We start from the raw sequence: 26717 nt of genomic DNA on the forward strand, positions 1-26717 counted from the left end.
TTGAATTGGTATTAAATCAGTCGTAGTTTGTGGCTATCTTACTGTGTCGTGAATAGGTCATTAAGTTTGTATCTAGACGAGTTATACGCCGTCGATATTACCTTGGTCAGGCAGTCCCTTTTATCTTGGTGTATACGTGGTGCAACCCAAAACAAACAGCACCGAGAACAGCACCGCTAAACAGGTGAATCATGGTAGCACCAATGCTCTCCCAGAACAGGTCAAGGCTCGGAATATGATTAAAGGTATCTGCCTGCGCAGCACTTAAGTGTTCGAGCCAAGGAATCGCATGGCTAATAATACCGCCACCAACCAAGAACATCGCGATCGTGCCAACGACTGCGAGAGCTTTCATTAACCAAGGTGCAAAGCTTAAAAGACCGAGCCCTAGTTTTTGTTTCAAGACACTTTTAGAAGGATTGTTATTGATAAGCCAGAGTCCAGCATCATCGAGTTTTACGATGATAGCGACTAAACCGTATACGCCAGCAGTGACTAGCACAGCAACGATACTTAAACTGACGGCCTGCATGGTCAGTGATTGAGCCATCATAGTGCCGAGAGCAATCACCACAATTTCAGCAGAGAGAATAAAATCGGTGCGGATTGCGCCTTTGATTTTTTGTTGTTCGAGTTCGGCAAACTCTTCAGCCGTCATTGATACCGCAGCTTCATTTTCTACATGAAATGCTTTTTGACCGCGGTGGGCCCACCAATGATGAATTTTTTCAAACCCTTCAAAGCAAAGAAAAGCACCACCAAGAGTAAGTAACGGCGTGATGAGCCACGGAATAAACAAGCTTATGAGCAAGGCGGCGGGGACCAATATTACCTTATTGAGGAGTGAGCCTTTAGCGACTGCCCAAACCACGGGAAGCTCTCTTTCGGTAGAAACGCCGCTAACTTGTCCAGCATTTACGGCAAGATCATCACCAAGTACACCGGCTGTTTTTTTAACTGCAACCTTCGACATAACGGCGACATCGTCCATGAGTACCGAGATGTCATCAATGAGGGTGAGTAAGCTTGCGCCTGCCATAATCATGTTCCTTTTTTGATCGTTACCTATTTAACTAGAACAAATTTGTAAATATCACCACGCTTTACCGCCTGAATATTTTCCTTAGAAGAAAAGGTTTTGCTAGGTTTAGGGACTTAAAACGGAGTACATGTTGTAGTTTGGGATTATGGGGAATAGGTTGCTGTTGAAATCAGTTATAAGTTGACGTGCTCTACGTCGAGAAAGAACGACAAAGTAGGGTACTCATTGAGTGTTTTAGCAAACAAAAAGGCTCCATGGATGTACCCAGAGGAGCCTTTTTTAATGCTTCTACGTTTCTTTTTCTCTACTTACCAAAGTAAGCAACGATGACTTTATCTTGGCCTAGTTCTCTAGAGAAAACATAGGCGTTATCGTTATCGATGACCTTGTGCTCACCCGCCCCAACCGCTGGGTGACGGTCTCGGAATTGACCAAGAGTCTGCCAATGTTTTAACAGTGCTTGCTTGTCTTTGCTAAGCTTCCAGACCATATCTGAGCGAGTACCTTGGTGGAAGTCATCGGCGTATGGTCCTATGTTTCGACCCACTTCATCACCATAGTAGACTTGAACGGCACCAGGGCTAAGCAGTAGCGCGTTCGCGGCGTTTTGCTGCATGGTGTAATCTTTGAAACGACTGAAGAACAGCTCGGTATCGTGCGATGACATGTAGCTTACTGGGTTGAAATCTTTTGACTCTTGAATCGAGTTGGCATAGTTCTGATATGTCTCCGCCATTTGGCTAAAACACGCGGCGCCTTTATCCAGTTTCTTCTGCATATCAAAGTTGATCAATGCGTCGAAGCCATCATCAAAATAAGGCGTGCGGTGAGCACTATGGCCCCATACTTCGCCCATCATCCAGAATGGTTGGCCTTGCTTACCGTTTTCTTTGCGCCACTGTTCAAGGCTGGTCGTTGCTTCTGCTTTTAAGCGTTGCCAAACTTCACCTTCAACGTGTTTAACGGTATCTACGCGATAGCCATCGATACCAAAGCGCTTGACCCAATCGGTTTGCCATTCAATAAGATAATCCGCAACGGTCTGATTTTCTCTCGCTTTTACACGCGTACCAGGGTTTTCTAGAAGCCATTTAGGTGGCGTTACGGCTTTGGTGGATTCGGTTCTAAAGTCAGGTAACCCAGCAAGTGAGAGCGTAATGGCACTTGACCCCGGTTGTTCATAGCCAGGTAAGCCTGTGCGCACCCAGTCTGGTCCCCACCAGTGCGTCCATTCATCACTTTGATAGTCGATATTAGAATGGTAGCTATGCCAGTTTTCTGATGATTTTGGTTGCCAAGTAGCGATGTTTTCTGGCAGTTGGTGCTCTGGCTTAAGTACGTTTAGTTCATCAAACTGAATGTCTGCAAGCGTGGAGTAGCCAGGGTGGTTAACCACGGCATCTAGCAGAACCTTAATGCCGCGCTTGTGTGCCTCATCAACTAAACGCTTTAGATCCTCATCGTTACCGAAGCTTTCATCAATTTTGGTAAAGTCGCGTGTCCAGTAGCCGTGGTAGCCGTAAAATGGAAAAGAGCCGCTATCACCGCCGCCAACAAAACCATGGACTTGTTCAACAATTGGTGAGAGCCAGATGACATTGGTCCCTAGTGCTTTAATGTAATCGAGCTTCTCAGTGATACCATTGAGATCCCCTCCATGGAATGTACCAATGTTATCCTTGCCATCAGATTGGCGACCATAAGGTTGTGGTGCTTCAGGATTCGAGTTATTGAACCTATCAACCATGACAAAATAGATGTTGGCATTGCGATAGTTAAGCGCTTCCGATTTTGGAGTGGTTTCAACGGGTTCTAGTAAAGTTAAGCCACCAGTAGCTTGATTCGGTTTCACTGTGACTTTGCCTGACTTAACGGTCACAATGTCATTGGTAAACACGTCGCGCAATTGCGTGCCATCAGAGTAACTGTCTCCAACCGCAATAACTTGAGGTTCAGTTGGAAGAGTTTCACACTGGACATTTGGAATTGGCCGCTTGAACTCTTTTTTAGCGACTTTTTTAGGTTGTCGTTTAAAAACTAAAGAATTGTCTTCTGCACTGTAAGTAAACGAATAATCTCCGGTAAAACGTATATTTAGTGGCAACACGGAGTCGCTGCCACAGAGCAGCGGAATTGGGGTATTAAACTTCACTTTGTTCGGTAACTCATGAGTACAGTTACCGTCAATGCCAGAGATTTTAAGCTGGTATTTGTCTTTAGTCAGAGGAATAACTAGTGGTTCGTCGGCAACAATAGGATAGTCACGGCTTGTCGTCGACGTCGAAACCGTAAGATACGGTGATGCGAATAGTGCTGGCGAAGCAAGTAGCATGCAGGCAAGTAGGGTCTTTTGTCTCATGTTCATTCCATTTATTTTAGTTTTCCAACGCTAATATAGATTGAGTGAATCATCGCCACATCCTTCCGAATGACTACGCCTCATAATTTGCAGTTGCTCACAAAATCGCCTCAGGGGATGAGAGTGAGGGGAGGAGGGGAGTTGTTAGATAAGTTGATAGGCTATCTTAGGCCGTTTTTCTTCGTCATGTCATTTAAGAGAGTACAATGAATAAAACGCTGCTTCTTTTGCTTTTGTTGTATGGCAATGCATCGCTTGCGAGCGAACAATGGGTGACACAGTTTGTCTCTGGTGCTCTCGATATCAGTACAAAACAGCAAGTACAAACCCTGTCGGAGATCTACGACTGTGGTGAAACCGAGGGCGTCGAATACTGCAGCTTCGAACAGACTTATCGTGGCATCGAACTAGATGTGATAATTCACGTAGAGCCCGACGACTTGGTGAGCAAAATTACCTACACATTTCCATTCAATGTACATAACTACACGCATGTACAAACGTCGCTTCGCAAAGACAGTTATCACCTCATTAAAGCCAGTGTTGGCGGGGGAAACGTGACTGTTGAAGAATTGCTCAATCAGGGCACAGCTCAAACTGCGGATAAGAAACTGATTGAATTTTTGAACTTATATCCCATTTCCACGTCCAAATTATTTACCTGGGTCAGGAAAAATGAGATTCAAAATACATTAGCAACAGAAACGCTATTGATGACCAGCGACACAGAGAGCATTCAACTTATTTGGAATCGTGAGTCGAACGCCAACTAGAGGCAAACAACGACTTCCTTCACTGTGTCACACAATGGTCTTACGGTTGTCATTTCACTGTTACATTCGATGAGTAACGTGGATTGCGTAAAGTTTAGAAGGAGTTAACCATGAAAAAAATGAGACGTGCCCAACTTCATCGTTGTCGTATTCAGTACTGGAAAGAAACAAACCAGAAAACAACGACTAAAGTTAAAGCATAATCAATACTTTACATACCAAGACGTGAAGCCAGCATCCTACATTATGCTGGTTTTTTCGTTTTTGGGATCTTTTTAATAGACACCACTAATTTATAGTCATAGAATTCACCCGTTTTGGGGAGTAGTCACCCGTTTATTTGTCGTCATCTCGTTAAGTTATTGCTCTGTATAGCAAGCAACTTATCCGGCAAATAAGAGCGCTCTAACGTGCTTTGACGAGACCAACGCAATCATAGAATCAGTGTATCTAGTGCACTGGTATTTTATTGGTTTGCGGAAGGTCGACCCAAGATCCCTCGTCCTTCCGTCTGGAGGACTTATGAGCCCATCAATCTATCTTGGTTTCCTGTTATTGACGCTTACGTTGGTGGCACTGGATATTTATCAAACTCGCGGCGGACAAATCACGATTCGAAAAGCAGCTATTTGGAGCGGTTTTTGGTTTGTGTTGGCATTTGTTTTTGCAGCGACTATCTATTTCTTTTGGGACTTTTACGCGCCGGACAGTGATTACACGGCTAAAAAGGCGACCGTATCCTTCTTAACCGGTTACCTATTAGAAAAGTCACTGAGTGTCGACAATCTATTTGTGTTTGCAATTATCTTCCATCAGTACACAGTACCTCAGCATTTGCGCCCACATGCGTTGCTTTGGGGTGTAATTGGCGCGCTAGTGTTAAGAGCAATCATGATCAGTGTAGGAGCTCAGCTGTTGTCTCAGTTCCACTGGGTGATGTATCTGTTTGCGGCGTTTTTGATTTGGACCGGTATTCAATTAGCTCGTGACCATGGTGAGGATGAAATTAATCCATTGCCAGAGCGTTTAATCAGACGTTTATTGCCAGTGACTGAGTCATACCATGGCAACAAACTATCGATTATTGAAAACGGCAAGCGCGTGTTTACGCCGATGTTGGTCGTTATTGGTGTCATCGCGTTTATGGATATCTTGTTTGCATTAGACTCAATTCCTGCGATATTTGCGGTGACTAGAGAGCCTTTCTTGGTGTTAGCAGCTAACGTGTTCGCGTTATTGGGGCTAAGGTCGCTCTACTTTGTGTTAGAGGGAATGATGAATCGCTTCGTGTACCTTAAGCCAGCTCTGTCGTTCATCATGATATTCATTGGTATCAAGATGGCGTTGGTTGGATCGGCTTGGGAAATCCCAACTTGGATCTCTCTGTGCGTCATTATGACGACGATGACAGTAGCGACACTCGCTTCTATCTATAAAGAAAAACAGCTTCCTGAAGTCGTCAATAAGAATAGCTAACGCTAATTGCGAAAAACCTCTCATTTAATGAGAGGTTTCTCTTTATCATTCTGGTAACAATTTGTGCAACTCAACAAGGTTAATGCGTAATAATTCGGCGGAATTGTTTGTTTGTGAATAAATAGTCGTCATTATTGCATGTGTCATACAAGTGTTTGTTAATGTTCTGTTTTATTAGAATAACTAATCCGAACATCCAAAATTTGTCATTTTTTAAACAGCGTTTTTTTGCCTAATATTGTCATCAACAACAACGAGTTACCCAGTTTTAAGAGAGGCAATCATGGCACAAGCAATGAACATCGAAACCATCGCTATCGCACCCTCTATGGATAAGAAAACCTACGCGGTTAACTTCAAAGGATTGATTGCACACTTCCTAGATATTTTGTTCGGTAAAGGTGATGTAGAACCAACTTACCACGCAAATGAGCTATCTAGCCATATGCAGCGTGATATCGGTCTTTATCGATAATATCGCGAGAGAAAAAGCACCTTTAAGGTGCTTTTTTTCAGACTGCTGACAAAGGTCTAGCTTTCGAGCCAGACCTTTGATCTAATAGGAGTATCGAAATATGGATACTCCGATATGCTTCAAGAACCTTCTCCTCAGCAATACGAACTTGAAATGGTCACTATGGAACAGCTTGTTCCACAAAATCATCTCGTACGAAAAATTGATAATGCCATCGACTTTGAATTCATCAGAGACGAAGTGGCACATCTATACTGCAAAGATAACGGCCGCCCGCCCGTAGACCCTGTTCGTTTATTCAAAATCATTCTGCTTGGCTACCTATTCGGCATCAAAAGTGAGCGCCAACTGGTCAAAGAAATTGAAGTGAACGTCGCCTATCGTTGGTTCTTGCGAATGTCACTGACCGAAAAAGTTATCCATGCTTCGACGTTAAGCCAGAACCGAATTCGACGCTTCAATGGTACTGAAGTCTTTGAGCGCATCTTCAATAACATAGTGCTTCAAGCGATGGAGAAAGGCTTAGTCGCAGGACAGGAGCTCTTCACTGACAGTACACACCTTAAAGCCAATGCTAACAAGAACAAGCACATGAATCGTCTGCGCCCAGTTAGTGCAGGCGCTTATCTTGATATGCTGAATGAAGATGTGGCCGCAGACCGAGAAGCCGAAGGTAAAAATCCATTCAAGGAGACGCCACCAAAGACAGACGTCAAAAACACCAAAGTCAGCACCACCGACCCTGAAAGTGGCTTCATGACCCGGGACAATAAGCCTCAAGGCTTCTTCTATCTTGACCACCGAACCGTGGATGGCAAGCACGGTATAATCATAGACACATACGCAACACCGGGGAATGTGAATGACTCACAGCCCTATATCCGTCGTCTCGACCACACGCTAGAGCAGTTCAACCTCAACCCCATCGCAGTTGGTATCGATGCAGGTTACTTCACAGCGCCTGTTGCTGAATCACTCGAGCGCCGCAGTCTATTAGGTGTGTTCGGGTATCGCCGCCCATCAAGAACTAAGAACAAATTTAAGAAGAAAGACTTCAAATACCAAAAAAGAGACCGATACCTATCGCTGTCCAGAAGGGCAGGAGCTCGTCTATAAAACCACAACACGCGCAGGCTATCGCTCATACGCTTCCGACCCGAAGCAATGTGCGTTTTGCCCCGTTCGGGACGACTGCACCAAGAGTGAAAACATGCAGAAGGTCATAACGCGTCACCTCTACAGCGAGGCGGTGGAGCGAGCCAATCAAATGCGACTCTCTTGCTACGGAAAAAGACGTATCGGAGGCGAAGTGAAACGGTAGAACGAAGCTTCGCCGATGCAAAACAACACCATGGTCACCGTTACGCGCGCTACCGTGGTCTCGCAAAAGTGCAGATGCAATGTTGGTTAGCCGCTGCCGCTCAAAACATCAAGAAGATAGCGTTGGTGGTGAGCTATCTGCGAAAAATGGGCTTAAATAGGGCAGAAATACGTCAAATACTGGCCTCTGTATGCCGGTTTAGGCTCAACTCACTTCAGAGCGCTATCTAACAAAAATATCGCGATCGCGGCCTATGGCCGCTCAGAAAAAAGAACCCCGCTTGAAAAAGCGGGGTTCGTCAGCAATCTGAGAAAAAGCACCTTTAAGGTGCTTTTTTTGTATCTGTTGTCTAACGACAAGGCGTATGAGCGTCTAAGCCGCCTTGCTTTTGCATCTGTTTAACCAGTGCGATTCGCTCTAGCTCTTTTGGACAAGCTGTGCTTTGACGTTTCGTTTGCGTTTGTCGCGCAATTGGTGTCGATAGAAAATGTGGATGGTTCATCGTATCTGCTCTCATCGTCATAGAACTGTCACTTATTATTCCAGTTAGATATATAACTCACATCCCCCCTCTAACGCTGAACCTAGGGCGTAGGTCGTTAGGCGTATATTTGTTTGTAAATGAGTATATTAAGTTAAGAAAGTTACCTTCAAATCAGATAAACCTGATTCATCGCAATTTTCCTCGGGGCTTAATCCGTATGATGAGTTTAGAGATTCCCCCCAAAGCTATAGGTGAAAATATGACAAGTCTTCTCGACAGGTTTCTTCAATATGTCACGTTTGACACGCAATCCAACCCGTCGCAAGAGTGCTGTCCGAGTACTCCAGGACAGATAGATTTTGCTCGTTTTCTTGAGCAAGAGTTGAACTCACTGGGATTATCAAACGTTTCTTTAGATGCTAATGGCTATCTGATGGCAACCCTTCCATCGAATATCCAAGAGCAAGTGCCTGCGATCGGCTTTATTGCCCACATGGACACGGCACCCGATGCGTCAGGCAAAAACGTCAAACCACAGCTGGTTGAGAACTACCAAGGTGGTGACATTGCGCTTGGCAAAGGTGATGAAGTCTTATCCCCAATTCAATACCCAGACCTTCACGATTTGCACGGTCACGACATTATAACGACAGATGGTACAACTCTACTTGGTGCTGACAACAAAGCTGGTATTGCAGAGATCATCTCAGCGGTCGAGTATCTTCTTCAGCACCCTGAGATCCCTCACGGAGACATTAAAATTGGCTTTACACCCGACGAAGAAATTGGTCGCGGTGCCGATCTATTTGACGTAGCGAAATTCGGCGCAGAGTGGGCGTATACGGTAGACGGTGGTCCTGTAGGCGAGCTTGAATATGAAAACTTTAATGCCGCAGCAGCTGTGGTTGAGTTTCTTGGCGTGAGCGTTCATCCAGGCACCGCAAAGGGTAAAATGGTTAATGCGATGACGGCAGCGTCAAGATTCCATGCTGACATGCCGGCAGCAGAAACGCCAGAGTGCACATCTGGTTATGAAGGTTTCTATCATTTAAGCAATGCAGAGATGTCTGTCACTAAGTCGACGTTGAATTACATTATTCGTGATTTTGATAGTGAAGAGCTAGAAAGACGTAAAGCCTACCTAGAAGATAAGGTAGCAGCGTTTAATGCTCATGGTGACAAAGTGTCGCTAACGATCACTGACAACTACTCGAACATGCGTGAGAAGGTGGAGCCTCACCCACATATTATCGAAATTGCTAAGTCTGCAATGGAAGCGTGTGAGGTTAAACCAAACATCAAACCAATTCGCGGTGGCACGGACGGGGCTCGACTTTCGTTTATGGGTTTACCGTGCCCAAATGTGTTCACTGGTGGCTACAATTTCCATGGCATTCATGAGTTTATTACGCTTCAAGGGATGGAATTGGCTGTGAATGTGATAGTGCAAATTGCGAAAGACACAGCGATTCGTTATCGTTAGGAGACATTCATAATGCAGCAGTAGGCGACCATGGAAGACGTTCAGAAAATCATCACATTTTTGGCAGAAAACAAACTGCTGTTGAGCGTCTTGGTTGTCACTCTCATACTCTTAATACGCCGTATTACCCTGTCAGGAATACGGGGAGATGTGGCTTTTTTGTCTGAGGACCAACGTAAATGGATGTCGCGCACTAAAAATGGCTCGTTCGCCATTATCGTAGTGACCTTGTTCTTGGTCTGGAAGTCAGAAATTAGCGAGTTTGCGCTCTCGGTGACGGCGATTGCTGTTGCTATTGTAGTGGCGTCCAAAGAAATTATTCTGTGTTTTACGGGATCGATACAGCGCGCGAGCTCTCGGTCGTTTCGTATCGGTGATTGGATTGAAGTTGGCAAGACGAGTGGGGAAGTCATCGAACACAACCTGATGGCAACCGTGATACAAGAGATCGATCTTTATCACGGTCAATACCATTTCACAGGAAAAACCATAACTCTACCTAACAGCATGTTTTTTACCTATCCGGTAAAGAATCTTAACTTTATGAAGCGCTATGTCTACCATGGCTTTTCTATCATTGTTCCAGGGTTTAAAAACCTATTCCCATTGTTACCCAAACTGACGGCTAAAATAGAGCACCATAGCGAGAGTTTTATCGATGTTGCTAGGCGTTACAACGGCGTCATAGAAAAACATGCTGGTGTAGATCTACCGGGCTCTGAGCCACATATTCATATCTCAAGTGGCGCGACTGGCGAGCAAATCGTCCATGTCATGATTTTTTGCCCGACGGAACTGGCCACACACCTAGAGCAAGAAATTCGTTCTGATTTTATGACATTACATGATCTCGCGTTCCCGCCGGAAAGTGAAAAAGCGTCGTAAAAACAGCTTGTTGTATTTTGAAACACTTTTATGGTAACTATTAATACTTCTCGGACATTCATCGGACTTGTGATTTGTTAGTCTGCCAAAGCTTGTTCCAATTTCAGAAGATAAATAGGGTGTTTCAATGCCTAGAAAAATACTAGTTGCTAGCGTTATCTCTGCACTGTTCTTAGCAGGTTGCGGTGAATCAACAACAGCGACGCAAAACGCGCCAGCACCTCTTGTGCAGACTACTGCCGTAGAGGTCGTCCCACATCAACAAAGCAAGTCTTACATTGGACGTATGGACGCGGTTGAAGATACTGCCATTACCGCTCAGGTAACGGGTTACTTGATGGAACGTCATTTCCAAGAAGGTCAAATAGTTGAAAAGGGTCAGAAGCTATACACCATAGAGCCTTCTACTTTCGAAGCACAAGTAGCAAGTGCGAAAGCCATTGTTTCAGAAGCGGAATCAGCACTTAAAAAAGCTGAACTCGACTTTGAACGTGGTAAAAACCTAGTTAAGTCAAAGAATATTTCTCAAGCTGAATTCGATGCACTGACAGCAAACTTGATGAGTGCTCGCGCGCAACTTGAAGCAGGTAAAGCTCAGCTAAAAGTGGCTGAGGTTAACCTTTCATATACCACAATTCTTGCACCGTTTACCGGACGTATTGCCGACAGTAAAGTAAGTAAAGGTGATCTGCTTTCTCCATCCTCAGGTGTATTAACTACATTAGTTAGCATGGACCCGATTTACGCATCGTTCAGCATCAGTGAGCGTGAGCGTCTGGCTCTTGGTATGGATGAGATTGAAGGCGATGGTTCGGACAAGTCTGATGGCGTGCAGGTAAATATTATCCTAGAAGATGGTCGAGTGTTCGATCAAAAAGGTCAGATCGACTTCTTAGGTAACCGTATTAATCTAAACACGGGTACATTAGCGATGCGTGCCATTGTTGAAAACCCAGAGCAGCGCTTACTTCCGGGTCAGCACGTTCGCGTTGAACTGATGGAAAAAGAAGCGATTGATGTAGTAACAGTACCACGCCGTGCGGTTCAGACCGACCTTGAAGGCGATTTCGTTATGGTCGTAACGGAAGGTAATGTTGCTGAGCGTCGCAATGTTGTACTTGGTACTCAAGTTGAAACTGGCATCATCATTCAATCAGGATTGAAACCGACTGATGTTGTCATCACTCAAGGCTTACAGCGTGTAAGGAATGGCGTGCCTGTTCGAATCGATGAGTCGAAGCCAGCAGATCAAGGTGCGTAATAGATGCTAAGTCGTTTCTTTATTCAAAGGCCAAAGTTTGCTTTGGTCATTTCAATCATACTCACGCTAGCAGGTGCCATCTCTTTGATGGTGTTGCCTGTTGCTGAGTATCCTAAAATCAGTCCACCGTCGGTCAGTGTCTCGGCATTTTATACAGGTGCAAGTGCTGAGGTAGTAGAGGAAGCAATAGCCGATCCAATTGAAACCTCGGTAAACGGCGTTGAAGATATGATTTACATGTCTTCAAAGAGTGCAAATGATGGTTCTTATAGCCTCAATGTGACGTTTGATATCGGTACCGACCCTGACATGGCTCAGGTCAACGTACAGAACCGCGTGTCACAGATTGAGTCAAAATTGCCACAAGAAGTTCGTATGGTTGGTGTGACGGTGAAAAAACGTTCGCCAGACCTATTGATGGTACTGAACTTCTACTCGCCAGACGGTCGTTATGATGACAAGTTCTTGATTAACTACATCAACCTGAACGTTAAGGATCAGCTTGCTCGCGTTAAGGGCATCAGTGAAGTTAACGTAATCGGTGGTGGTGAGTATGCAATGCGCGTTTGGTTAGACCCAGATAAGCTCGCCAATCTGAAGATGACCACCTCTGATGTTTATGCCGCTCTGGCTGAGCAAAACGTGCAGGTTGCCGCTGGTCGTGTAGGTGCTGCGCCATATGCAAACCCACAAGAGGTCCAGTTCAATCTAGTAACCAAAGGTCGTCTAGAGTCGGTTGGTGAGTTTGAGAACGTTGTTCTTCGTGCAAACTCAGATGGTTCAACGGTTTACCTTAAAGACGTCGCTCGTGTCGAACTTGGTAAGAAGTTCTACGATGGTAGTGGTCAGTTCCGTGGTGAAGATGCTTCTATCGTTGCGCTAAACCTTCAATCGGATGCGAATGCGCTGGAGAGTGGCAAGGCGGTGATGGACCTTCTTGAACGCTTAAGTGTGAACTTCCCTGAGGGTATGGCTTATGAAACCAGCTACGATACCACGTTGTTTGTCGCTGAGTCGATCAAAGGGGTAGTTAAGACCCTAATCGAAGCGATTATTCTGGTTATTGCGGTAACGTACCTGTTCCTTGGTAGTGCTCGTGCGACGCTTATTCCGGTTATTGCGATTCCAGTATCGCTTATCGGTACCTTTGCTGTGATGAACATGACGGGCTTTACCGTCAACACGGTGACGTTGTTTGGTATCATTCTAGCGATTGGTATCGTGGTGGATGACGCGATTCTTGTTATCGAGAACGTTGATACCATCATGAAACGCAACCCAGATATGTCACCTAGAAAAGCGACTCTTATCGCGATGAAAGAGGTGACGGGTCCAATCATTACCTCGACGCTGGTACTACTTGCGGTATTTATTCCGGTAACGCTGTTGCCAGGTATTACCGGCATTATGTATCGTCAGTTTGCTCTGACTATCTGTATTTCGGTAGTTATCTCTTCGATCAACGCACTAACGCTGTCGCCAGCACTCTGTTCGTTGGTACTGAAGAAGGGTGGTGGCAATACGGCTCGCTGGTTCCAAACATTTAACCGCGCACTAGAGCGTATTACATTGCGCTACGGTCAAGTTGCTGGGTTCCTAGTGAAGAAGGCAGTACTTCTGGTTACCTTCTTTATTATTGCGGTTGGCGCAGTAACCTTCCTTGCGAAAAACACCTCTACGGCGTTTGTACCGCAGGAAGATAAAGGTATCTTGCTGGTTAACGTTCAGCTACCAGATTCAGCCTCGCTGTCTCGTACCACAGAAACAACCGACAAGTTGGTTAACTTGGTTGAGCAAGAGCCTGGTATCGATGGTATCACTGTGGCGAACGGCTACGCGTTCATGACTGGCGCGGCTGCATCGAATGGTGCATCGCTGTTCATCAAGCTAAAAGACTGGGATACCCGTAATGGTTTTGAAGGGGATCACTCTTCGAACGCTATTGCTGCGCGTATTAACGGTATGGCTGCTCAGCAAATTCCGGGCGCGGTTGTGTTTGCAATGGGTCCTCCTGCAGTTCCTGGTATGGGTGCGGCGTCTGGTTTTGAATTTGTGTTGGAGGATACACTGGGTCGAAGCCGAACGGATCTCGCGATGGTAATGCAGGATGTGATTCAAACTGCGAACCAACAACCAGAGATCGCTTATACCTTTAGTACTTTCCGTGCCAATGTTCCGCACTATTATGTCGACATTGACCGTGAGAAAGCACAGCAACTTGGTATCCCATTATCGTCGATATTCCAAACGCTACAGGGTAACTTAGGTTCGTTGTACGTGAATGACTTCACCATGTTTGGTAAGAACTTCCGCGTGACGATGCAAGCCGATGCTGAATACCGTAGTGGTATGGACGATCTTCAGCTGTTCCACGTTCGCTCATCTAAAGGTGAGATGATCCCGCTAAGCACGCTAGTGTCTTACGAGCAGGTCTTTGAACCAGATGTAGCGTGGCGTTACAACATGTACCGCAGTGCGGTTATCCAAGGTCAACCAGCACCGGGTTACTCAAGTGGTGATGCGATCGCGGCAATGGAACGTGTGGCTGCAGAAGTACTGCCAATGGGTTACCAGTACGAATGGACAGGTATGGCTTATCAAGAAATCCTAGCAGGTAACCAAGCCATCTATGCGTTTGCGCTTGCTCTGATCTTTATCTACCTATTCATGGTTGCTCAGTATGAGAGTTGGGGTATCCCGCTTGCCATCATACTCGTGGTACCGGTGGCGACACTAGGCTCGTTTATAGCATTGAACCTAGCGGGTATTCCGTTGAACTTATACGCTCAGATAGGTCTCGTTCTACTCATAGCGATGGCGGCGAAGAACGCGATTCTTATCGTGGAGTTCGCCAAAATTGAACGTGAAGAGAAAGATGTTCCAGTTGATGATGCGGCAGTGCGCGGTGGTATGTTGCGTTTCCGTGCGGTAAACATGACCTCTTGGTCGTTTATCCTAGGCATGATTCCACTGATCTTTGCATCGGGTGCAGGTCACATCAGTCAAAACTCACTAGGTATCTCCCTAGTTGGTGGTCTATTGTGTGTGCTATTGGCAGGTACGTTCCTTATCCCTGGCTTCTATGCGCTTATCCAGCATCGCCGTGAAAAGATCCATGGTGGAAACACTAAACTGGTGCCACTAGAAGACGATGAGTAATTAACATAGAACTCATTAAAAAGCCCTTCCTCGGAGGGGCTTTTTGTTTTGTAATCGACTGTCAAGGTGTCCTGACAATTCTCTACATTATCAACAGAATCAGTTAATCAAGCCTTTTTAACCATCATCGTTGATTGAGCGATTAATAGCCAGTTTTTAAGTGACTGTAAAATAAAGCTAATCTCTTATTTGTTAGTGATTTGTAACGGGATTCTCAATAAGAATACACCTACAAAACTAGAATGACTGAGGTTTGTAGTATTCTGTAAATTTATGTATCTTTGCGGCAAATTCGATAGATGTAGTGGATTGAACGATGGTAAATCAAAAACTGTTAATCGTAGAAGATGATGAAAAGCTAAACGCGATGCTTGGTGACTACTTTAAAACGCAAGGTTTTGAAGTAAAAACAGTTCATGAAGGAAACGAGTCAGTGGAACTGATTGAATCGTTTCAACCAGACGTAACAATCCTCGATTTAATGCTCCCAGGCCAAGACGGTCTATCGATCTGCCGCGAAGTGCGTGATAGCTACAACGGTAAAATCTTGATGCTTACCGCGAGCGATGACGATTTTGACCACGTTGCCGCATTGGAGACCGGGGCAGATGATTTTGTCTCTAAACCTATTAAACCACGAGTATTGCTCGCCAGAGTGAGAAACTTACTTCGTCGCCCAACGGACGAAGGCCTAGCCGCTGAGTCGAATACGATTCAAATCGGTCGCTTAAAGATTTGCCAAAGTAGCCGCAGTTGTCATCTCGCAGAGAGCTCAGTCTCGCTTACGGATAGTGAGTTTGATTTGCTGTGGCTATTGGCCAAATCTGCTGGAGACGTGCTATCGCGTGATTACCTTACGCGCCAGCTGCGCGGTATCGACTACGATGGCATCGACCGTACTATTGATAACCGTATTGTGACGCTCCGTAAAAAATTATTTGACGACGCGACCAACCCGAAAGGCATTATTACTGTTCGTGGTAAAGGCTATTTGTTCGTTGCTGACGGCTGGAAAGCGTAAGGTTAGTTACTGTGTGGCGCCTGTTTCTTGAGTCACTCATTGGTCTTATCTTGCTGTTCGCAGCGAGTATTTTTGGCTATGAGTACGTTATTTACGGTAAAACTGACGTTGATCTGGTGGATGCTAACTTAAGAGTTGAAGCATTCAGAGACATCATGAATCATGTCTCAACCAATGAGAGCGACGAGAAAGCAATTGAACTGCTCACCACTTTTGCTGAAAAGACCCATCGACTTCTTGATGCCCATTCCGTGGAGCAACTTCCTGAAGAGATTGCAGAGCACTTTAATCAAAATCCGGGCGTCCATTTCCTGCTCGATGACGATGATCATCTATGGCTCAAGTTTGATAACAATCCAAACTACTTCCATATGTCTGATGATCCAGACTCAGAGCTATTAAAGGCGATTGAATTTGCTAATGATTCTGTATGGTTATTCTTCCTTGCCGGATTCGTGGCATTTAGCTTTGTTCTTATCTGGTTCTTAAGCCGTCGATTGCGGGTTTTAGAGAAGACTGCAATCGAATTTGCGAGTGGAAACTTTGAGGCAAGAGCATCGGAAAAGCAGTGGGTGAGGCTAGGTCGACTTAATCGAACCTTTAATCGTATGGCGACAAAAATCGCTAATCTCATGGTGAGTAACAAGGCGCTAACGAATGCCGTTGCTCATGAGCTGCGCACACCGATTTTTCGAATTCAGTGGCAAAGCGAGGTGTTGATGGAGCAAATCACCGACCCTGATGCGAAAAAGCAACTCGCAAGTATCATTGAAGATACGGAAGAGATGGAACATCTAGTTGATGAGCTCTTGTACTATGCACGAGTAGAGCGACCAGACGCGGCTTTGGATGTTGAAAGTATCGATATTGCCGCTTGGTTACTTGAGCATCAAGACAAATGGCAAAATCAACTTGGTCAGAGCTTCGAGCTACAGGTCGATGTACAAGACACCATAGTGGATATGGACAGATTCCTCGTCTGTCGCGCGTTGGTGAATCTAATTAGTAATGCTAAGCGTTACAAACAGAACAAGATCCTTGTAAAACTCACTGAAGATGATGATCAAGTCGCGATTGAAGTCCATGATGACGGTATTGGTGTTGACCCAGAGCACTGGGAGCGTCTGTTTGACCCTTTCTATCGCGTCGACAAAGCACGAGACCGCGCTTCAGGTGGTTATGGACTTGGCCTTGCTATCGTTAAACATATTATGCTCCGCCATAGTGGCGATGTAGAAGTCAGCCATAGTGAGTTAGGCGGCGCTTGCTTCACCTTAGTTCTGCCAAAAGAGCCATCGAACTAGGCGCAAAGTTTGCGCTCCCATTCACGTCAATGTTTGACCAACCTCTAGCATGTTTGCAGACGTCGCTGCGCGTCCAGTGATATACTGCATGCTAAGGTTGGACCATAACAAATTGAACTGAATGAAATTTATCCACACTTCCGATTGGCACCTCGGTCGTCAGTTTCACAACGTGTCTCTACTCGATGACCAGAAACACGTCCTCGAACAAATTAAACACTACTTGGCTACGCATGATATTGATGTACTGCTTATTGCAGGGGATGTCTACGATCGCTCTGTACCGCCAACGTCTGCCATTGAAGTTTTGGATGAGTTTTTGAATCACGTGGTTCAAGAGCTTGCTATCCCTGTCATCATGATCTCTGGAAATCATGACGGGGCCAAAAGACTTGGGTTCGGTTCAAGACAGTTTGGCCAAGCGGGTCTGCATATCATTAGCTCACTAGAACAAATCACCACCCCGATAGAAATCACCGATAAGCAAGGTCATTCAGTGTATTTCTATGGTTTACCTTATGCCGATCCTGAGCAAGTACGCCATCACTACAAAGTCTCGGTCAGTAATCACGATGAAGCCCACCAACATATGGCTGAACAGTTAAATGCAGTGGTGGATTATTCAAAGCAAAATGTCCTACTGAGCCACTGCTTTATAGATGGAGCGCAGACGTGTGAATCTGAGCGTACGCTTTCAATTGGTGGTGCTGATCGAGTCAGTTATGAGCACTTTAAGCAGTTCGATTATGTCGCTCTGGGTCATTTGCATCAGGCGCAAAAGCGCGGAGCTGAGCACATTCGATATTCTGGCTCGATAATGAAGTATTCCTTCTCTGAGCAGTTTCACAACAAAGGTATGACCTTGGTTGAGCTTGCTCCTGAGCAAAGTGAGCCTGTGATATCAACCATACCTCTTACTGCACCTCACGATATGCGTATTATCGAAGGTGACCTCCTCGACCTTATTGAGCAGGGTAAGCAAGACCCAAATGCAGATGACTATCTGTTAGTCAGGCTGACGGACAAACACGCGATCCTAGACCCAATGGCGAAGCTTCGTGAGGTGTATCCTAACGTACTTCATTTAGAGAAGCCTGGCATGCTGATTGGCGTAGAGACCGAAATGGGGCAAGCGAGGCTAGGGCGCTCAGAGATCGATATGTTCCAAGACTTCTTCCTTGAGGTTCAGGGTGATGCAATGACAGAAGACCAAACCGACATGGTCTCGGATGTATTACAGTCACTGCGCAAACAGACAGAGGAGCAGTAAGTAGAATGAAACCGATTAAACTGACTCTGCAAGCCTTTGGCCCATTTTCTGGTGTCGAACAGATAGACTTTCGTTCTTTGGGTGAATCGCCGCTATTTCTCATCAACGGTCCGACGGGCTCAGGAAAGAGCTCGATTCTAGATGCCATTTGTTACGCCCTATATGGCGAAACAACGGGTAGTGAGCGCACCGGTGACCAGATGCGGTGTGATTACGCAGATGCCAAGTTATTGACGACGATTACCTTTGAGTTTGAACTCGCTAACGTGCGCTACCAAATCACTCGTAGTCCAGATCAAGAAGTGCCAAAACAGCGCGGTGAGGGCATGACCAAGAAGTCTCACTCTGCCGAGTTGATTAACCTCGATACCGATACGCTGATTGCCAGTAAGCCTAAACAGGTCGCTACAGAAGTCCAAACCCTTATTGGCCTGGATGTTAAGCAGTTCCGTCAAGTAATGGTGATTCCACAAGGCAAATTTCGAGAATTGTTAACTGCTAGCTCTAAAGAGCGCGAGTCTATTTTTGGTCAGCTATTTCAAACTCAGATCTATACCACCATAGAGCGTGTTTTGTTTGAACGTGCTGCGGGCATTCGCAAAGCTAAAGAAGAGTTTGATAATCAGATCAAAGGTGCTTTAGATGTCGCCTCGATTGAGTCAGAACAGCACCTGATTCAGGTTTTAGCAGAGCTGACGCCGATTATTGAAAAATCCGAAGCAGAGCTTAAACAAGCAGAAACGGCGAGGGCTAATGCTCAACAAACCTTAGACGCTGCTCTGCAGATTGAGCAAAAGTTCACAGCTAAGGCGGAGCTAGAGCAAGCTCAAACTAGGCATAGTCAAAGATCGGATGAGATTCAACAAGCGACACTTCAGCTCAATGCACATAAATCTGCTTTGGCAATTCAGAGCAGCTACGATAGCAGCGTGCGACTTGGCAAAGAGGTGTCGGTACTATCTGATCGTATCAAGAATGGGCTTACTAAGATTTCAGAAGCTAAAGCTGAGAAAACGAAGGCGACTGCGACTTTTGAACACGCTCACCAAGCAAATGAAGGGATGAAAGCTTCGCACCAAGAGCTGTATGAGCTCAAAGCCCTTGTCGGTCGATTGAAAGAACTCGATGAGAAAAAAATCGAGCTTACTAATGCAACTCAACAAGTCCAATCTTTGACGGCAAATCAAGCTGCTCTGAGCGATCAATTAAAGCTGATTACTAAGCTGGAAGAGGAGCAGAACAGCTCTCTTACTCTTGCTCAAAAAGAAAAGGCTCAGTTAAATGAACTAACCCTTGCACTCGATCTTGAAACCAAGAAGCAGCAGTCGCTACTCAGCCTTTCAAGTATCGAAGCCTCTCTGCAGGAGGGTCTTAAACAGAAAGCAATACTCATGTCATCGCTCTCTGCGCAGGAGACCGAGGTTAAACAAGCGCAACAAATGAGGACAGAAGCGGAAATACAGTGGCATACAGGTCAGGCAGCGTTACTTGCGGCGAGCTTAGAAACCGGCTCGCCTTGCCCCGTGTGTGGTAGTTTGGATCATCCTAAAGTTGCCGAGTCAGTAGAAGAGGCTGTGACGCTTGATCAAGTCAATGCGTTAAGAGACCAAGAAGCTCGCGCGAGCCAAGCACTCACCGTATACAAGCAAAAGCAGACAGAGCTAGAAAGTAAGCTAGCTTCGCTATCGGAAAGAAAACAGGACACACTGAGTTCACTTGGTATTGAGTCCACCGAGTTGCCACGCTTTGCTGAAACCGTGAATAGATATATTACCGAGCTCACGAGCCAAATAGCGAAACTCCAAGCTATCGACCTCGATAGCTTGGAGCGTCAGTTGAAGCAATCCTCAGATAAGCGTGTGCAGCTACAGGCTAAATTTGAACAACAGGCCACATTAATTGCCGATGCCACTAACGTGATGCAACACTTACAAGGTGTCGTAAGCTCGTTAACGCAAAGCAATAACACTGGATTTGATAATGCACAAGCCGTGGTGGCGCGTCAGCAAGTTTTAGAGTCAGATATCGCTCAAAAAGCTAAGGCACTTGAACAATCCCAAGAGTCTTTGAATCAAGCGAGCGAAATGCTAGCCAAATTCGAATCACATCTTGAGACCTTACAAAAAGACCTCGATGAACGCGAAAAAGAACGAATTAACGCTCAAAGCCATTGGCAATCGCAATTATCCAGCAGTCCATTTACTGATGAGAACGCGTTCCTGAACGCTAAGTTAGTTGATGCTCAGGCTGAAGAGCTTAGCCAACGTATAGAGCAATATCAGCACGACGGCATTCGTATCAAAGAGCAGTTAAATCTTATCTCTGCTCAGATAGGCGAGCAGACTCTGCCCGATGTAGAGCAGTTAAAGCTTGTTAAGTCGCAAATGGAGGAGACGTATCAGTCTGCACTCAAGCAGTTCCAAATGCACCAGTCTCAGTTCAATAACCTTACTCAAGTGCGCAAGCGTATTGATGCGCTACGTGAGCAAAATGAAGAGCTTGATAAACAATATCAAGTAGTCGGTACGCTAAGTGACGTCGCTAATGGTCGCACAGGTAATAAAATCAGCCTGCATCGCTTCGTACTCGGTGTACTGCTTGATGATGTGCTGATTCAGGCGTCACAGCGTTTAAGACTGATGAGTAAAGGTCGCTACGATTTAAAACGCAAAGAAGCCCGAACGAAAGGTAACGCAGGCTCCGGTCTCGATCTTATTGTCGAGGATGCCTACACAGGTAAATGGCGCGACGTAGCGACGCTATCGGGTGGTGAGTCGTTTATGGCAGCGCTGTCCTTGGCATTGGGCCTCTCTGATGTCGTTCAGTCATACAGCGGCGGTATTCGCCTTGATACGCTATTTATCGATGAAGGCTTTGGTAGTTTAGACCCGGAATCTCTAGATCTTGCCGTTCAAACACTCGTTGATCTGCAACAATCAGGTCGCACGATAGGGATTATTTCTCACGTGTCGGAGCTTAAAGAACAAATGCCGCTTCGCTTAGATGTCCATGCATCTCGAATAGGTAGCACCGTAAGTTTGGTCAATTAGGAGACAGAAAATAATGCGTGACCAAATCACTTTTTTCGAACGCTTTGAAGCCGATATCATATCGGGTAAAAAGACAATCACTATCCGCGATAAGTCAGAAATCGACTTTGAGCTTAACCGCACTATACCTGTTGCTACGTTTGAGGATGGTAGAGTGTTCGGTAACCTCAAGATCCTGTCGATTACACCAATGTCGTTTGACGACATTAACGAAACGCATGCTCTCCAAGAAAATATGACGCTTCCTCAGCTTCGAGAGGTGATACGTGAAATTTATCCAGAAGAAGATGAGTTGTACGTGATTGAGTTTGTTGTTGCGGAGTAAATCGTTGGAAAAGGTACTTGTCAGCGCCTGCTTGTTAGGAAATAAAGTAAGATACAATGGCAGTTGTTTATCAATCTCTGAGCCTGATCTTAAGTGGTTGAACGCCAACTTCGAACTAGTCGCTATCTGTCCTGAAGTTTCGTCAGGTTTAACAACGCCAAGGGCCCCTGCAGAGATCATCGGGGGAGAAGGGGTCAATGTAATTGGAGGCTCAGCGAGCGTTGTTGGAGATGATGGTATTGACGTTACAACTCAATTTTTAGTCGGTGCGAGGAATGCACTGGAAATCTGCCAGCAACAGAATATCAAGTACGCGATTCTCGCTGAAGCGAGTCCGTCCTGTGGTAGCTCAAAGATTTATGATGGGAGCTTTCAAGGGATCAAAGTTGATGGCGCTGGCGTAACAGCCGCTTTGTTAGAAGCCAACGAGATCAGAGTCTTCAGCCAGCATTCAATTTCTATGTTGCGCACGACCTTAGATAAATAACCAAGCTCAGGGGAGCTCAACCCCCTGAGTGATTTCGTAGAGCTAAAGATACTAGGTAAACAGCAGTCTTTGGCATGCTAGCAACGATTTTGGTAACGATACTTTCAATTCCCAGTCACGTGGAATATCTTCGTCTGTTCTCTGATAGCACGCGGCTAACACCGCGCCAAGTAAAATCGCACGGCCGCAACTATCTCCACCACACAGTATGTTCTCCCGAATCGATGCTTCGTAGCTGGTGGCATTGAGAAGAAGATGAGCGGTCACCGCTAATGAGGCCTCAAGCCCACAGTGCATTCCCAATTCTTGTGCCACTTCATTTGATGGTTTCAGAATTCGCTCTTCGGCTGCTTGTATCGCCTTATCAGAGACTTCAGAAATCCCTTTAGCGGTTTTCACGCACTCTGCTGGCGTTTTCCCAGCTATCGCTTGCTTAATCATCATTGCAGAAGCTAGCGCATAATCGACGGCATTGTCATTGTTGTTAGTGACTCTAACGGCAGACTCGACAAGGTCACTAAGTTTTTTGTCGCTGTGATGAATTGCCAAAAGTGGTGGTAGCTTTGACAGGGCAGGGTTTTGCGTATCATCAGCGCCCACTTGATGAAGTGGTTTTTCTTGAGCTTCTAGGGCATGAATATTGAGTATGGTGAGTTTAGTGGGCTTATCTATATATCCGCACCATTTTCCACCAAGATCAAACCAATCACGGAATGCTCGAATATAACTCGCTTCATCGTATTTTCCATTTCTGGCTATCGCGTCCAACATAGCGATCAGTTGGGCGCCGTACTGAGAGTAATCCCCAGGTTTTTTGCCATGATGTGCGTAGTGGCCTTTGTCTATATAGTCCTTTTCGTTTGCCGCATGAAACTCTGGAGTGCCGTTGGATAAGGACTTGATGGCGACTTGATCATAAAGCCAATGAAAGCCCATTGAAGCGGCATCGGCAACCAACGCACCGATAACGGAATTTAAAGCTCGATTGTTTTCACTGTTCATCTCGTGTCCATACATCACATTAGTGGTCCTAGTCTCTGTTATTGTAGGCGGTTTGGGGTAGACTTTTTTGGGGCTAACGCAAAAATTTGCTTTGTGCTTGAAGTGGCTTGCGCCTAAACCATTTGGACTACTACGTGAAAGGAATAACGATGAAAGACGAGACTCTATCAATACATCACGGTTACGAAACGGATCCAACAACCAAGTCGGTAGCAACTCCTATCTACCAAACGGTCGCTTATGAGTTCGATAGTGCCCAGCACGGTGCGGACCTTTTCAATCTAGAAGTACCTGGCAACATCTACACTCGAATCATGAATCCAACCAACGATGTGCTTGAGCAGAGAATGGCGGCGCTGGAAGGTGGAATTGCTGGTTTAGTGGTAAGCGCAGGTAGTGCCGCGATTAACTATGCGATTTTGACGTTGGCGGAAGCGGGCGACAACATTGTTTCCACACCACAGCTTTACGGCGGCACATATACCTTGTTTGCACACATGCTGCCGAAGCAGGGCATTCAGGTGAAGTTTGCTAAAGATGATCGCCCTGAGTCTATTGCTGAGCTAATCGATGAAAACACGAAAGCTGTGTACTGTGAGTCTATTGGTAACCCTGCGGGTAATATTGTTGATATCGAGGGCATTTCAACACTCGCCCATAAAGCAGGTGTGCCGGTCATTGTGGACAACACAGTCGCGACTCCTGTGCTATGTAAACCTATCGAGTTTGGTGCGGACATTGTAGTCCACTCGCTTACTAAATACGTTGGCGGCCATGGTACATCGCTCGGGGGCGTTATTATCGATTCTGGTAAATTCCCTTGGGATCAACACAAAGATCGTTTTTCTGTATTTAATCAGCCAGAGCCTTCTTATCACGGTGTCGTCTATACCGAAGCATTTGGCCCTGCGGCGTTTATTGGACGTGCTCGAACCGTGCCACTACGTAACACAGGCTCTGCGTTATCACCACTGAACTCTTTCATGCTGCTACAAGGCTTAGAAACCTTGTCACTGAGAATGGAGCGTCATACTGAAAACGCCATTAAAGTTGCTGAGTTCTTGCAAAATCATGAGAAGGTAAGCTGGGTGTCTTACGCAGGACTCGAAAGCTCTAAATACTACGAGTTGGCGGGTAAATATATGAAGGGGAAACCTTCCGCCATTCTCTCTTTTGGTCTTAAAGATGGATACGAAGCAGGTGTCAGGTTCTATGATGCGCTGCAGATATTCAAACGCTTGGTAAACATTGGGGATGCCAAATCTCTGGCCTGCCATCCGGCATCGACAACTCACCGTCAGATGAGTGAAAGTGAACAGCTAGAAGCTGGCGTAAGACCTGAAATGATCCGTCTGTCTGTCGGAATTGAACATATTGATGATATTTTGGCTGACCTAGAACAGGCACTCAAAGCCTAGTCTAATGAGATAAAAAAGCGGGGCCAAATGGACCCGCTTTTAGATGATTATTGGAAACTATTGAGTTTTTTCCATCATCTCTTCTACTGTGTACTCAAATTCCGGAACTGTAATTTCTACACGACGGTTTTGAGCTCGGCCTTCAGACGTAGAGTTGTCCGCAACTGGGTTAGCTTCACCCATACCGCTCACAGACATTCTTGAGCGATCAATACCTTGAGACTCTAAGTAAGACGCAATAGATTCAGCACGCTCTTCAGAAATACGTTGGTTTACTTCTTCAGGACCAGATGAATCTGTGTAACCGACAATAGTCACTGTCGCTTCTGGATGCTCTTTCATTAGCGCGATGAGAGGATCAAAATCAGCTTTCTTCTCTTCGTCTAGCTCTGTGCTATTAAATGCGAAGGTCTCTTGACCAGACACTTGTTCAAATGTCTTGGTCATAACCACAGCTTCTACTACTGGTGGCTCTTCAGCGGGCGCTTGAGTCACTGCAGCAGCTGTCGCAGCTGCAGCAGCGGCGGCTGCATTACCAAATGAGTAAGATACACCCAGCCAGAATGTATCAACGTCGGTATTAAACCAATCATCTTTAGCATCGTTAATACGTTGGTATTCAAGGCGGCCGGACCATGCCGTTGCAAAATCGTATTCAACACCAACGCCCCCCATTAGGGCAGTAGCGTTACGATCGCCATAAGTAGTGTATGCCGCACCAATCTTACCAAATACAGACCAGTCCTCAGTAAACGGATAAGCAAATTTAGGAGCGAGCGTTAATGCGCTCATGTTCGCGTCTTGGCGATAACCAGTGCTACCTTCGATAAACGATGTTTTATAGCTACCTAGCCAATCGTAAGCGAATTCTAACGCGATATAATCATTCCAATCATAACCAGCGAAGAAACCTGCACTGAAGCCACTATCAGTACATTCAGCGCCAGAAATGTTACAGGCGTCGGAGAGCTGCGAACCCCCTAAACGACCACCCAAGTAGAAACCTTCATCGGCCAAGACGGGTGCTGCTGCCGTCATGGCACCTATTATTGATGCTGCTACCACTGTTTTTCTCATAATGACGTCCTTTTTATCGTTAACGATGCGATTCGATACATCAATGATAAAAATAGGTTAGCTTTTCGCCATTTTCAAAAATAAACAAATAAGTTTCATATACTTTGCAGCTTTTTTGGTGGTTGACGAACGTTTTGTAGCTGGTTAGTTGTCAGAAATTGCTGATAGTCGTTCGTAGGAAAGTGGCCTGTATCGTTTTAGAATTGGGTCGATTATTGAAATTAGCCATTGGATCTTGTGTTCATTCTTGCGAGTTGCTTTGGCTAGTATTGCTAAGTCTAGTTGTACAGGTGCACTTTCCGGATCTTCAGACATGTGGTAGCGGAGTGTGTAGCAGTCATCGAGTAACTGCGTCATCAAGGCATGGTTGTCGACAAAGAGGGTAGCTTCTGCGTCGCTTTGGAGGAGTTTGTATAAGTTGAGATTCTCGTTTAGGTCATCGACTAAGTACTTTACAAACTCGCCTTGCTTGTTGCCATACAGTTCACCGGTGCCGGTATGCACGTATTTCTGATAAATGGATTGCGGCCTGTCTGTTAGCGCATGAACACCAATGTCAATTTGCTCGGTGAGAAGCAATGACTCGGACACCTTACTCCATTTTCTTAATTCTATAGGCGCGTTTGTGTGCCGGCGTATGGTTTGGATTATCTCTTTGCCACATGAAATTAAGTAAGGCTCGATTAAATGTATTGTTACTTTATCGACAGCGCTAGGGGCGAATGTATCGGGCTTAAGAGCGTCTGTAATTTGGCTGATAGCATGCTTTAGCTTTGGCTCCAGTCCAATCGCATAACTTGTTGGAGTGAGTCCGCTTGCATCTCTTATGAACAAAGGGTCATCGAGCTCTTCGCGCAGCTGGGCAAGCACTTTGGAGATATACGACTGCGATCTACCCAAAGCGACACCGGCTTTAGAGGTAGAGCCAGTCTCCATTAAAGTGAGAAATACGCGAAGGGCATTGAGATCGTTCATATATGTCGATATCCATTAAGTGAATGAAATTATTATAAACGTATATGAAGATTCAGGGTATCTCAATGCC

The 26717-nt window shown here is 45.6% G+C and carries 20 protein-coding genes and 1 pseudogene; 15 read left to right on the top strand and 6 right to left on the bottom strand.

Going from position 1 to position 26717, the window contains the following annotated elements; translation table 11 throughout:
* Nucleotides 1-106: 106 nt before the first annotated feature.
* Nucleotides 107-1039 (bottom strand): DUF808 domain-containing protein, encoded by a 933-nt coding sequence (locus AC6I8U_RS24345; protein ID WP_498018854.1) that lies wholly within the window; start codon nucleotides 1037-1039, stop codon nucleotides 107-109.
* A 307-nt stretch (nucleotides 1040-1346) separates the two neighbouring features.
* Complete coding sequence (locus AC6I8U_RS24350; RefSeq protein WP_498018855.1) at nucleotides 1347-3401, bottom strand: alpha-amylase; 2055 nt, start codon at nucleotides 3399-3401, stop codon at nucleotides 1347-1349.
* A gap of 206 nt (nucleotides 3402-3607) precedes the next feature.
* On the opposite strand from AC6I8U_RS24350, the gene AC6I8U_RS24355 reads away from it, so the two are divergent.
* The 4 genes and pseudogenes from AC6I8U_RS24355 (at nucleotide 3608) to AC6I8U_RS24370 (ending at nucleotide 7676) form a co-directional block, all read left to right on the top strand.
* Nucleotides 3608-4174, top strand: coding sequence for a hypothetical protein (locus tag AC6I8U_RS24355; protein ID WP_498018856.1), 567 nt, complete (start codon nucleotides 3608-3610; stop codon nucleotides 4172-4174).
* Nucleotides 4175-4696: 522 nt separating this feature from the next.
* Nucleotides 4697-5650 carry a TerC/Alx family metal homeostasis membrane protein gene (locus tag AC6I8U_RS24360; protein WP_498018857.1) on the top strand — a complete coding sequence of 318 codons (954 nt, stop codon included), beginning with the start codon at nucleotides 4697-4699 and terminating at the stop codon, nucleotides 5648-5650.
* Nucleotides 5651-5933: 283 nt separating this feature from the next.
* On the top strand, nucleotides 5934-6125 hold the full coding sequence (locus AC6I8U_RS24365) for a hypothetical protein (protein WP_042471324.1): 192 nt from the start codon (nucleotides 5934-5936) through the stop codon (nucleotides 6123-6125).
* A 114-nt stretch (nucleotides 6126-6239) separates the two neighbouring features.
* A pseudogene (locus tag AC6I8U_RS24370) lies at nucleotides 6240-7676 on the top strand (IS1182 family transposase).
* A 119-nt stretch (nucleotides 7677-7795) separates the two neighbouring features.
* Here the strand turns inward: AC6I8U_RS24370 and AC6I8U_RS24375 are convergent.
* Entirely contained in the window at nucleotides 7796-7969 is a 174-nt protein-coding gene (locus tag AC6I8U_RS24375; protein ID WP_234496907.1) for a hypothetical protein, read from the bottom strand.
* A gap of 220 nt (nucleotides 7970-8189) precedes the next feature.
* Here AC6I8U_RS24375 and pepT point away from each other — a divergent pair, with 220 nt between their 5' ends.
* The 10 genes from pepT to AC6I8U_RS24425 all read left to right on the top strand — a co-directional run bounded on the left by pepT (nucleotide 8190) and on the right by AC6I8U_RS24425 (nucleotide 22175).
* Complete coding sequence (gene pepT / locus AC6I8U_RS24380; protein ID WP_498018858.1) at nucleotides 8190-9413, top strand: peptidase T; 1224 nt, start codon at nucleotides 8190-8192, stop codon at nucleotides 9411-9413.
* Nucleotides 9414-9443: 30 nt separating this feature from the next.
* Nucleotides 9444-10298 (top strand): mechanosensitive ion channel family protein, encoded by an 855-nt coding sequence (locus AC6I8U_RS24385; protein WP_498018859.1) that lies wholly within the window; start codon nucleotides 9444-9446, stop codon nucleotides 10296-10298.
* 127 nt (nucleotides 10299-10425) lie between these two features.
* Nucleotides 10426-11559: an efflux RND transporter periplasmic adaptor subunit gene (locus tag AC6I8U_RS24390; protein ID WP_498018860.1), complete on the top strand. Its 1134-nt coding sequence runs from the start codon at nucleotides 10426-10428 to the stop codon at nucleotides 11557-11559.
* Nucleotides 11560-11562: 3 nt separating this feature from the next.
* Nucleotides 11563-14718 carry an efflux RND transporter permease subunit gene (locus tag AC6I8U_RS24395; RefSeq protein ID WP_498018861.1) on the top strand — a complete coding sequence of 1052 codons (3156 nt, stop codon included), beginning with the start codon at nucleotides 11563-11565 and terminating at the stop codon, nucleotides 14716-14718.
* A gap of 316 nt (nucleotides 14719-15034) precedes the next feature.
* Nucleotides 15035-15739 (top strand): response regulator, encoded by a 705-nt coding sequence (locus tag AC6I8U_RS24400; RefSeq protein ID WP_498018862.1) that lies wholly within the window; start codon nucleotides 15035-15037, stop codon nucleotides 15737-15739.
* 11 nt (nucleotides 15740-15750) lie between these two features.
* A complete protein-coding gene (locus tag AC6I8U_RS24405; protein WP_498018863.1) occupies nucleotides 15751-17043 on the top strand; it encodes an ATP-binding protein in 1293 nt (430 codons plus the stop codon).
* Nucleotides 17044-17164: 121 nt separating this feature from the next.
* Complete coding sequence (locus tag AC6I8U_RS24410) at nucleotides 17165-18313, top strand: exonuclease SbcCD subunit D (RefSeq protein WP_498018864.1); 1149 nt, start codon at nucleotides 17165-17167, stop codon at nucleotides 18311-18313.
* 5 nt (nucleotides 18314-18318) lie between these two features.
* Nucleotides 18319-21363, top strand: a complete 3045-nt coding sequence (locus AC6I8U_RS24415) for an AAA family ATPase (protein WP_498018865.1) — start codon at nucleotides 18319-18321, stop codon at nucleotides 21361-21363.
* Between the two features lie 13 nt (nucleotides 21364-21376).
* Nucleotides 21377-21688 carry a N(4)-acetylcytidine aminohydrolase gene (yqfB, locus tag AC6I8U_RS24420; RefSeq protein WP_498018866.1) on the top strand — a complete coding sequence of 104 codons (312 nt, stop codon included), beginning with the start codon at nucleotides 21377-21379 and terminating at the stop codon, nucleotides 21686-21688.
* A gap of 4 nt (nucleotides 21689-21692) precedes the next feature.
* Nucleotides 21693-22175, top strand: a complete 483-nt coding sequence (locus tag AC6I8U_RS24425) for a 2-thiouracil desulfurase family protein (RefSeq protein ID WP_498018867.1) — start codon at nucleotides 21693-21695, stop codon at nucleotides 22173-22175.
* A gap of 51 nt (nucleotides 22176-22226) precedes the next feature.
* Here AC6I8U_RS24425 and AC6I8U_RS24430 read toward each other — a convergent pair whose 3' ends face one another.
* Nucleotides 22227-23177, bottom strand: a complete 951-nt coding sequence (locus AC6I8U_RS24430) for an ADP-ribosylglycohydrolase family protein (protein ID WP_498018868.1) — start codon at nucleotides 23175-23177, stop codon at nucleotides 22227-22229.
* A 149-nt stretch (nucleotides 23178-23326) separates the two neighbouring features.
* Between AC6I8U_RS24430 and AC6I8U_RS24435 the strand changes: the two genes are divergently transcribed.
* Nucleotides 23327-24595: an O-acetylhomoserine aminocarboxypropyltransferase/cysteine synthase family protein gene (locus AC6I8U_RS24435; protein ID WP_498018869.1), complete on the top strand. Its 1269-nt coding sequence runs from the start codon at nucleotides 23327-23329 to the stop codon at nucleotides 24593-24595.
* 57 nt (nucleotides 24596-24652) lie between these two features.
* On the opposite strand, the gene AC6I8U_RS24440 is transcribed toward AC6I8U_RS24435, so the two are convergent.
* Nucleotides 24653-25672, bottom strand: a complete 1020-nt coding sequence (locus AC6I8U_RS24440) for an OmpA family protein (RefSeq protein ID WP_498018870.1) — start codon at nucleotides 25670-25672, stop codon at nucleotides 24653-24655.
* Nucleotides 25673-25816: 144 nt separating this feature from the next.
* A complete protein-coding gene (locus AC6I8U_RS24445) occupies nucleotides 25817-26647 on the bottom strand; it encodes a LysR family transcriptional regulator (protein ID WP_498018871.1) in 831 nt (276 codons plus the stop codon).
* Nucleotides 26648-26717: the final 70 nt, after the last annotated feature.

Source organism: Vibrio sp. KUL80, assembly GCF_059725495.1.

What these genes read in the sequence shown, in the direction of transcription:
- AC6I8U_RS24345 (WP_498018854.1), bottom strand. Translation starts at nt 1,039, where the DNA reads ATGGCAGGCGCAAGCTTACTCACCCTCATTGATGACATCTCGGTACTC.
- AC6I8U_RS24350 (WP_498018855.1), bottom strand. Translation starts at nt 3,401, where the DNA reads ATGAGACAAAAGACCCTACTTGCCTGCATGCTACTTGCTTCGCCAGCA.
- AC6I8U_RS24355 (WP_498018856.1), top strand. Translation starts at nt 3,608, where the DNA reads ATGAATAAAACGCTGCTTCTTTTGCTTTTGTTGTATGGCAATGCATCG.
- AC6I8U_RS24360 (WP_498018857.1), top strand. Translation starts at nt 4,697, where the DNA reads ATGAGCCCATCAATCTATCTTGGTTTCCTGTTATTGACGCTTACGTTG.
- AC6I8U_RS24365 (WP_042471324.1), top strand. Translation starts at nt 5,934, where the DNA reads ATGGCACAAGCAATGAACATCGAAACCATCGCTATCGCACCCTCTATG.
- AC6I8U_RS24375 (WP_234496907.1), bottom strand. Translation starts at nt 7,969, where the DNA reads ATGACGATGAGAGCAGATACGATGAACCATCCACATTTTCTATCGACA.
- pepT (WP_498018858.1), top strand. Translation starts at nt 8,190, where the DNA reads ATGACAAGTCTTCTCGACAGGTTTCTTCAATATGTCACGTTTGACACG.
- AC6I8U_RS24385 (WP_498018859.1), top strand. Translation starts at nt 9,444, where the DNA reads ATGGAAGACGTTCAGAAAATCATCACATTTTTGGCAGAAAACAAACTG.
- AC6I8U_RS24390 (WP_498018860.1), top strand. Translation starts at nt 10,426, where the DNA reads ATGCCTAGAAAAATACTAGTTGCTAGCGTTATCTCTGCACTGTTCTTA.
- AC6I8U_RS24395 (WP_498018861.1), top strand. Translation starts at nt 11,563, where the DNA reads ATGCTAAGTCGTTTCTTTATTCAAAGGCCAAAGTTTGCTTTGGTCATT.
- AC6I8U_RS24400 (WP_498018862.1), top strand. Translation starts at nt 15,035, where the DNA reads ATGGTAAATCAAAAACTGTTAATCGTAGAAGATGATGAAAAGCTAAAC.
- AC6I8U_RS24410 (WP_498018864.1), top strand. Translation starts at nt 17,165, where the DNA reads ATGAAATTTATCCACACTTCCGATTGGCACCTCGGTCGTCAGTTTCAC.
- AC6I8U_RS24415 (WP_498018865.1), top strand. Translation starts at nt 18,319, where the DNA reads ATGAAACCGATTAAACTGACTCTGCAAGCCTTTGGCCCATTTTCTGGT.
- yqfB (WP_498018866.1), top strand. Translation starts at nt 21,377, where the DNA reads ATGCGTGACCAAATCACTTTTTTCGAACGCTTTGAAGCCGATATCATA.
- AC6I8U_RS24430 (WP_498018868.1), bottom strand. Translation starts at nt 23,177, where the DNA reads ATGAACAGTGAAAACAATCGAGCTTTAAATTCCGTTATCGGTGCGTTG.
- AC6I8U_RS24435 (WP_498018869.1), top strand. Translation starts at nt 23,327, where the DNA reads ATGAAAGACGAGACTCTATCAATACATCACGGTTACGAAACGGATCCA.
- AC6I8U_RS24440 (WP_498018870.1), bottom strand. Translation starts at nt 25,672, where the DNA reads ATGAGAAAAACAGTGGTAGCAGCATCAATAATAGGTGCCATGACGGCA.
- AC6I8U_RS24445 (WP_498018871.1), bottom strand. Translation starts at nt 26,647, where the DNA reads ATGAACGATCTCAATGCCCTTCGCGTATTTCTCACTTTAATGGAGACT.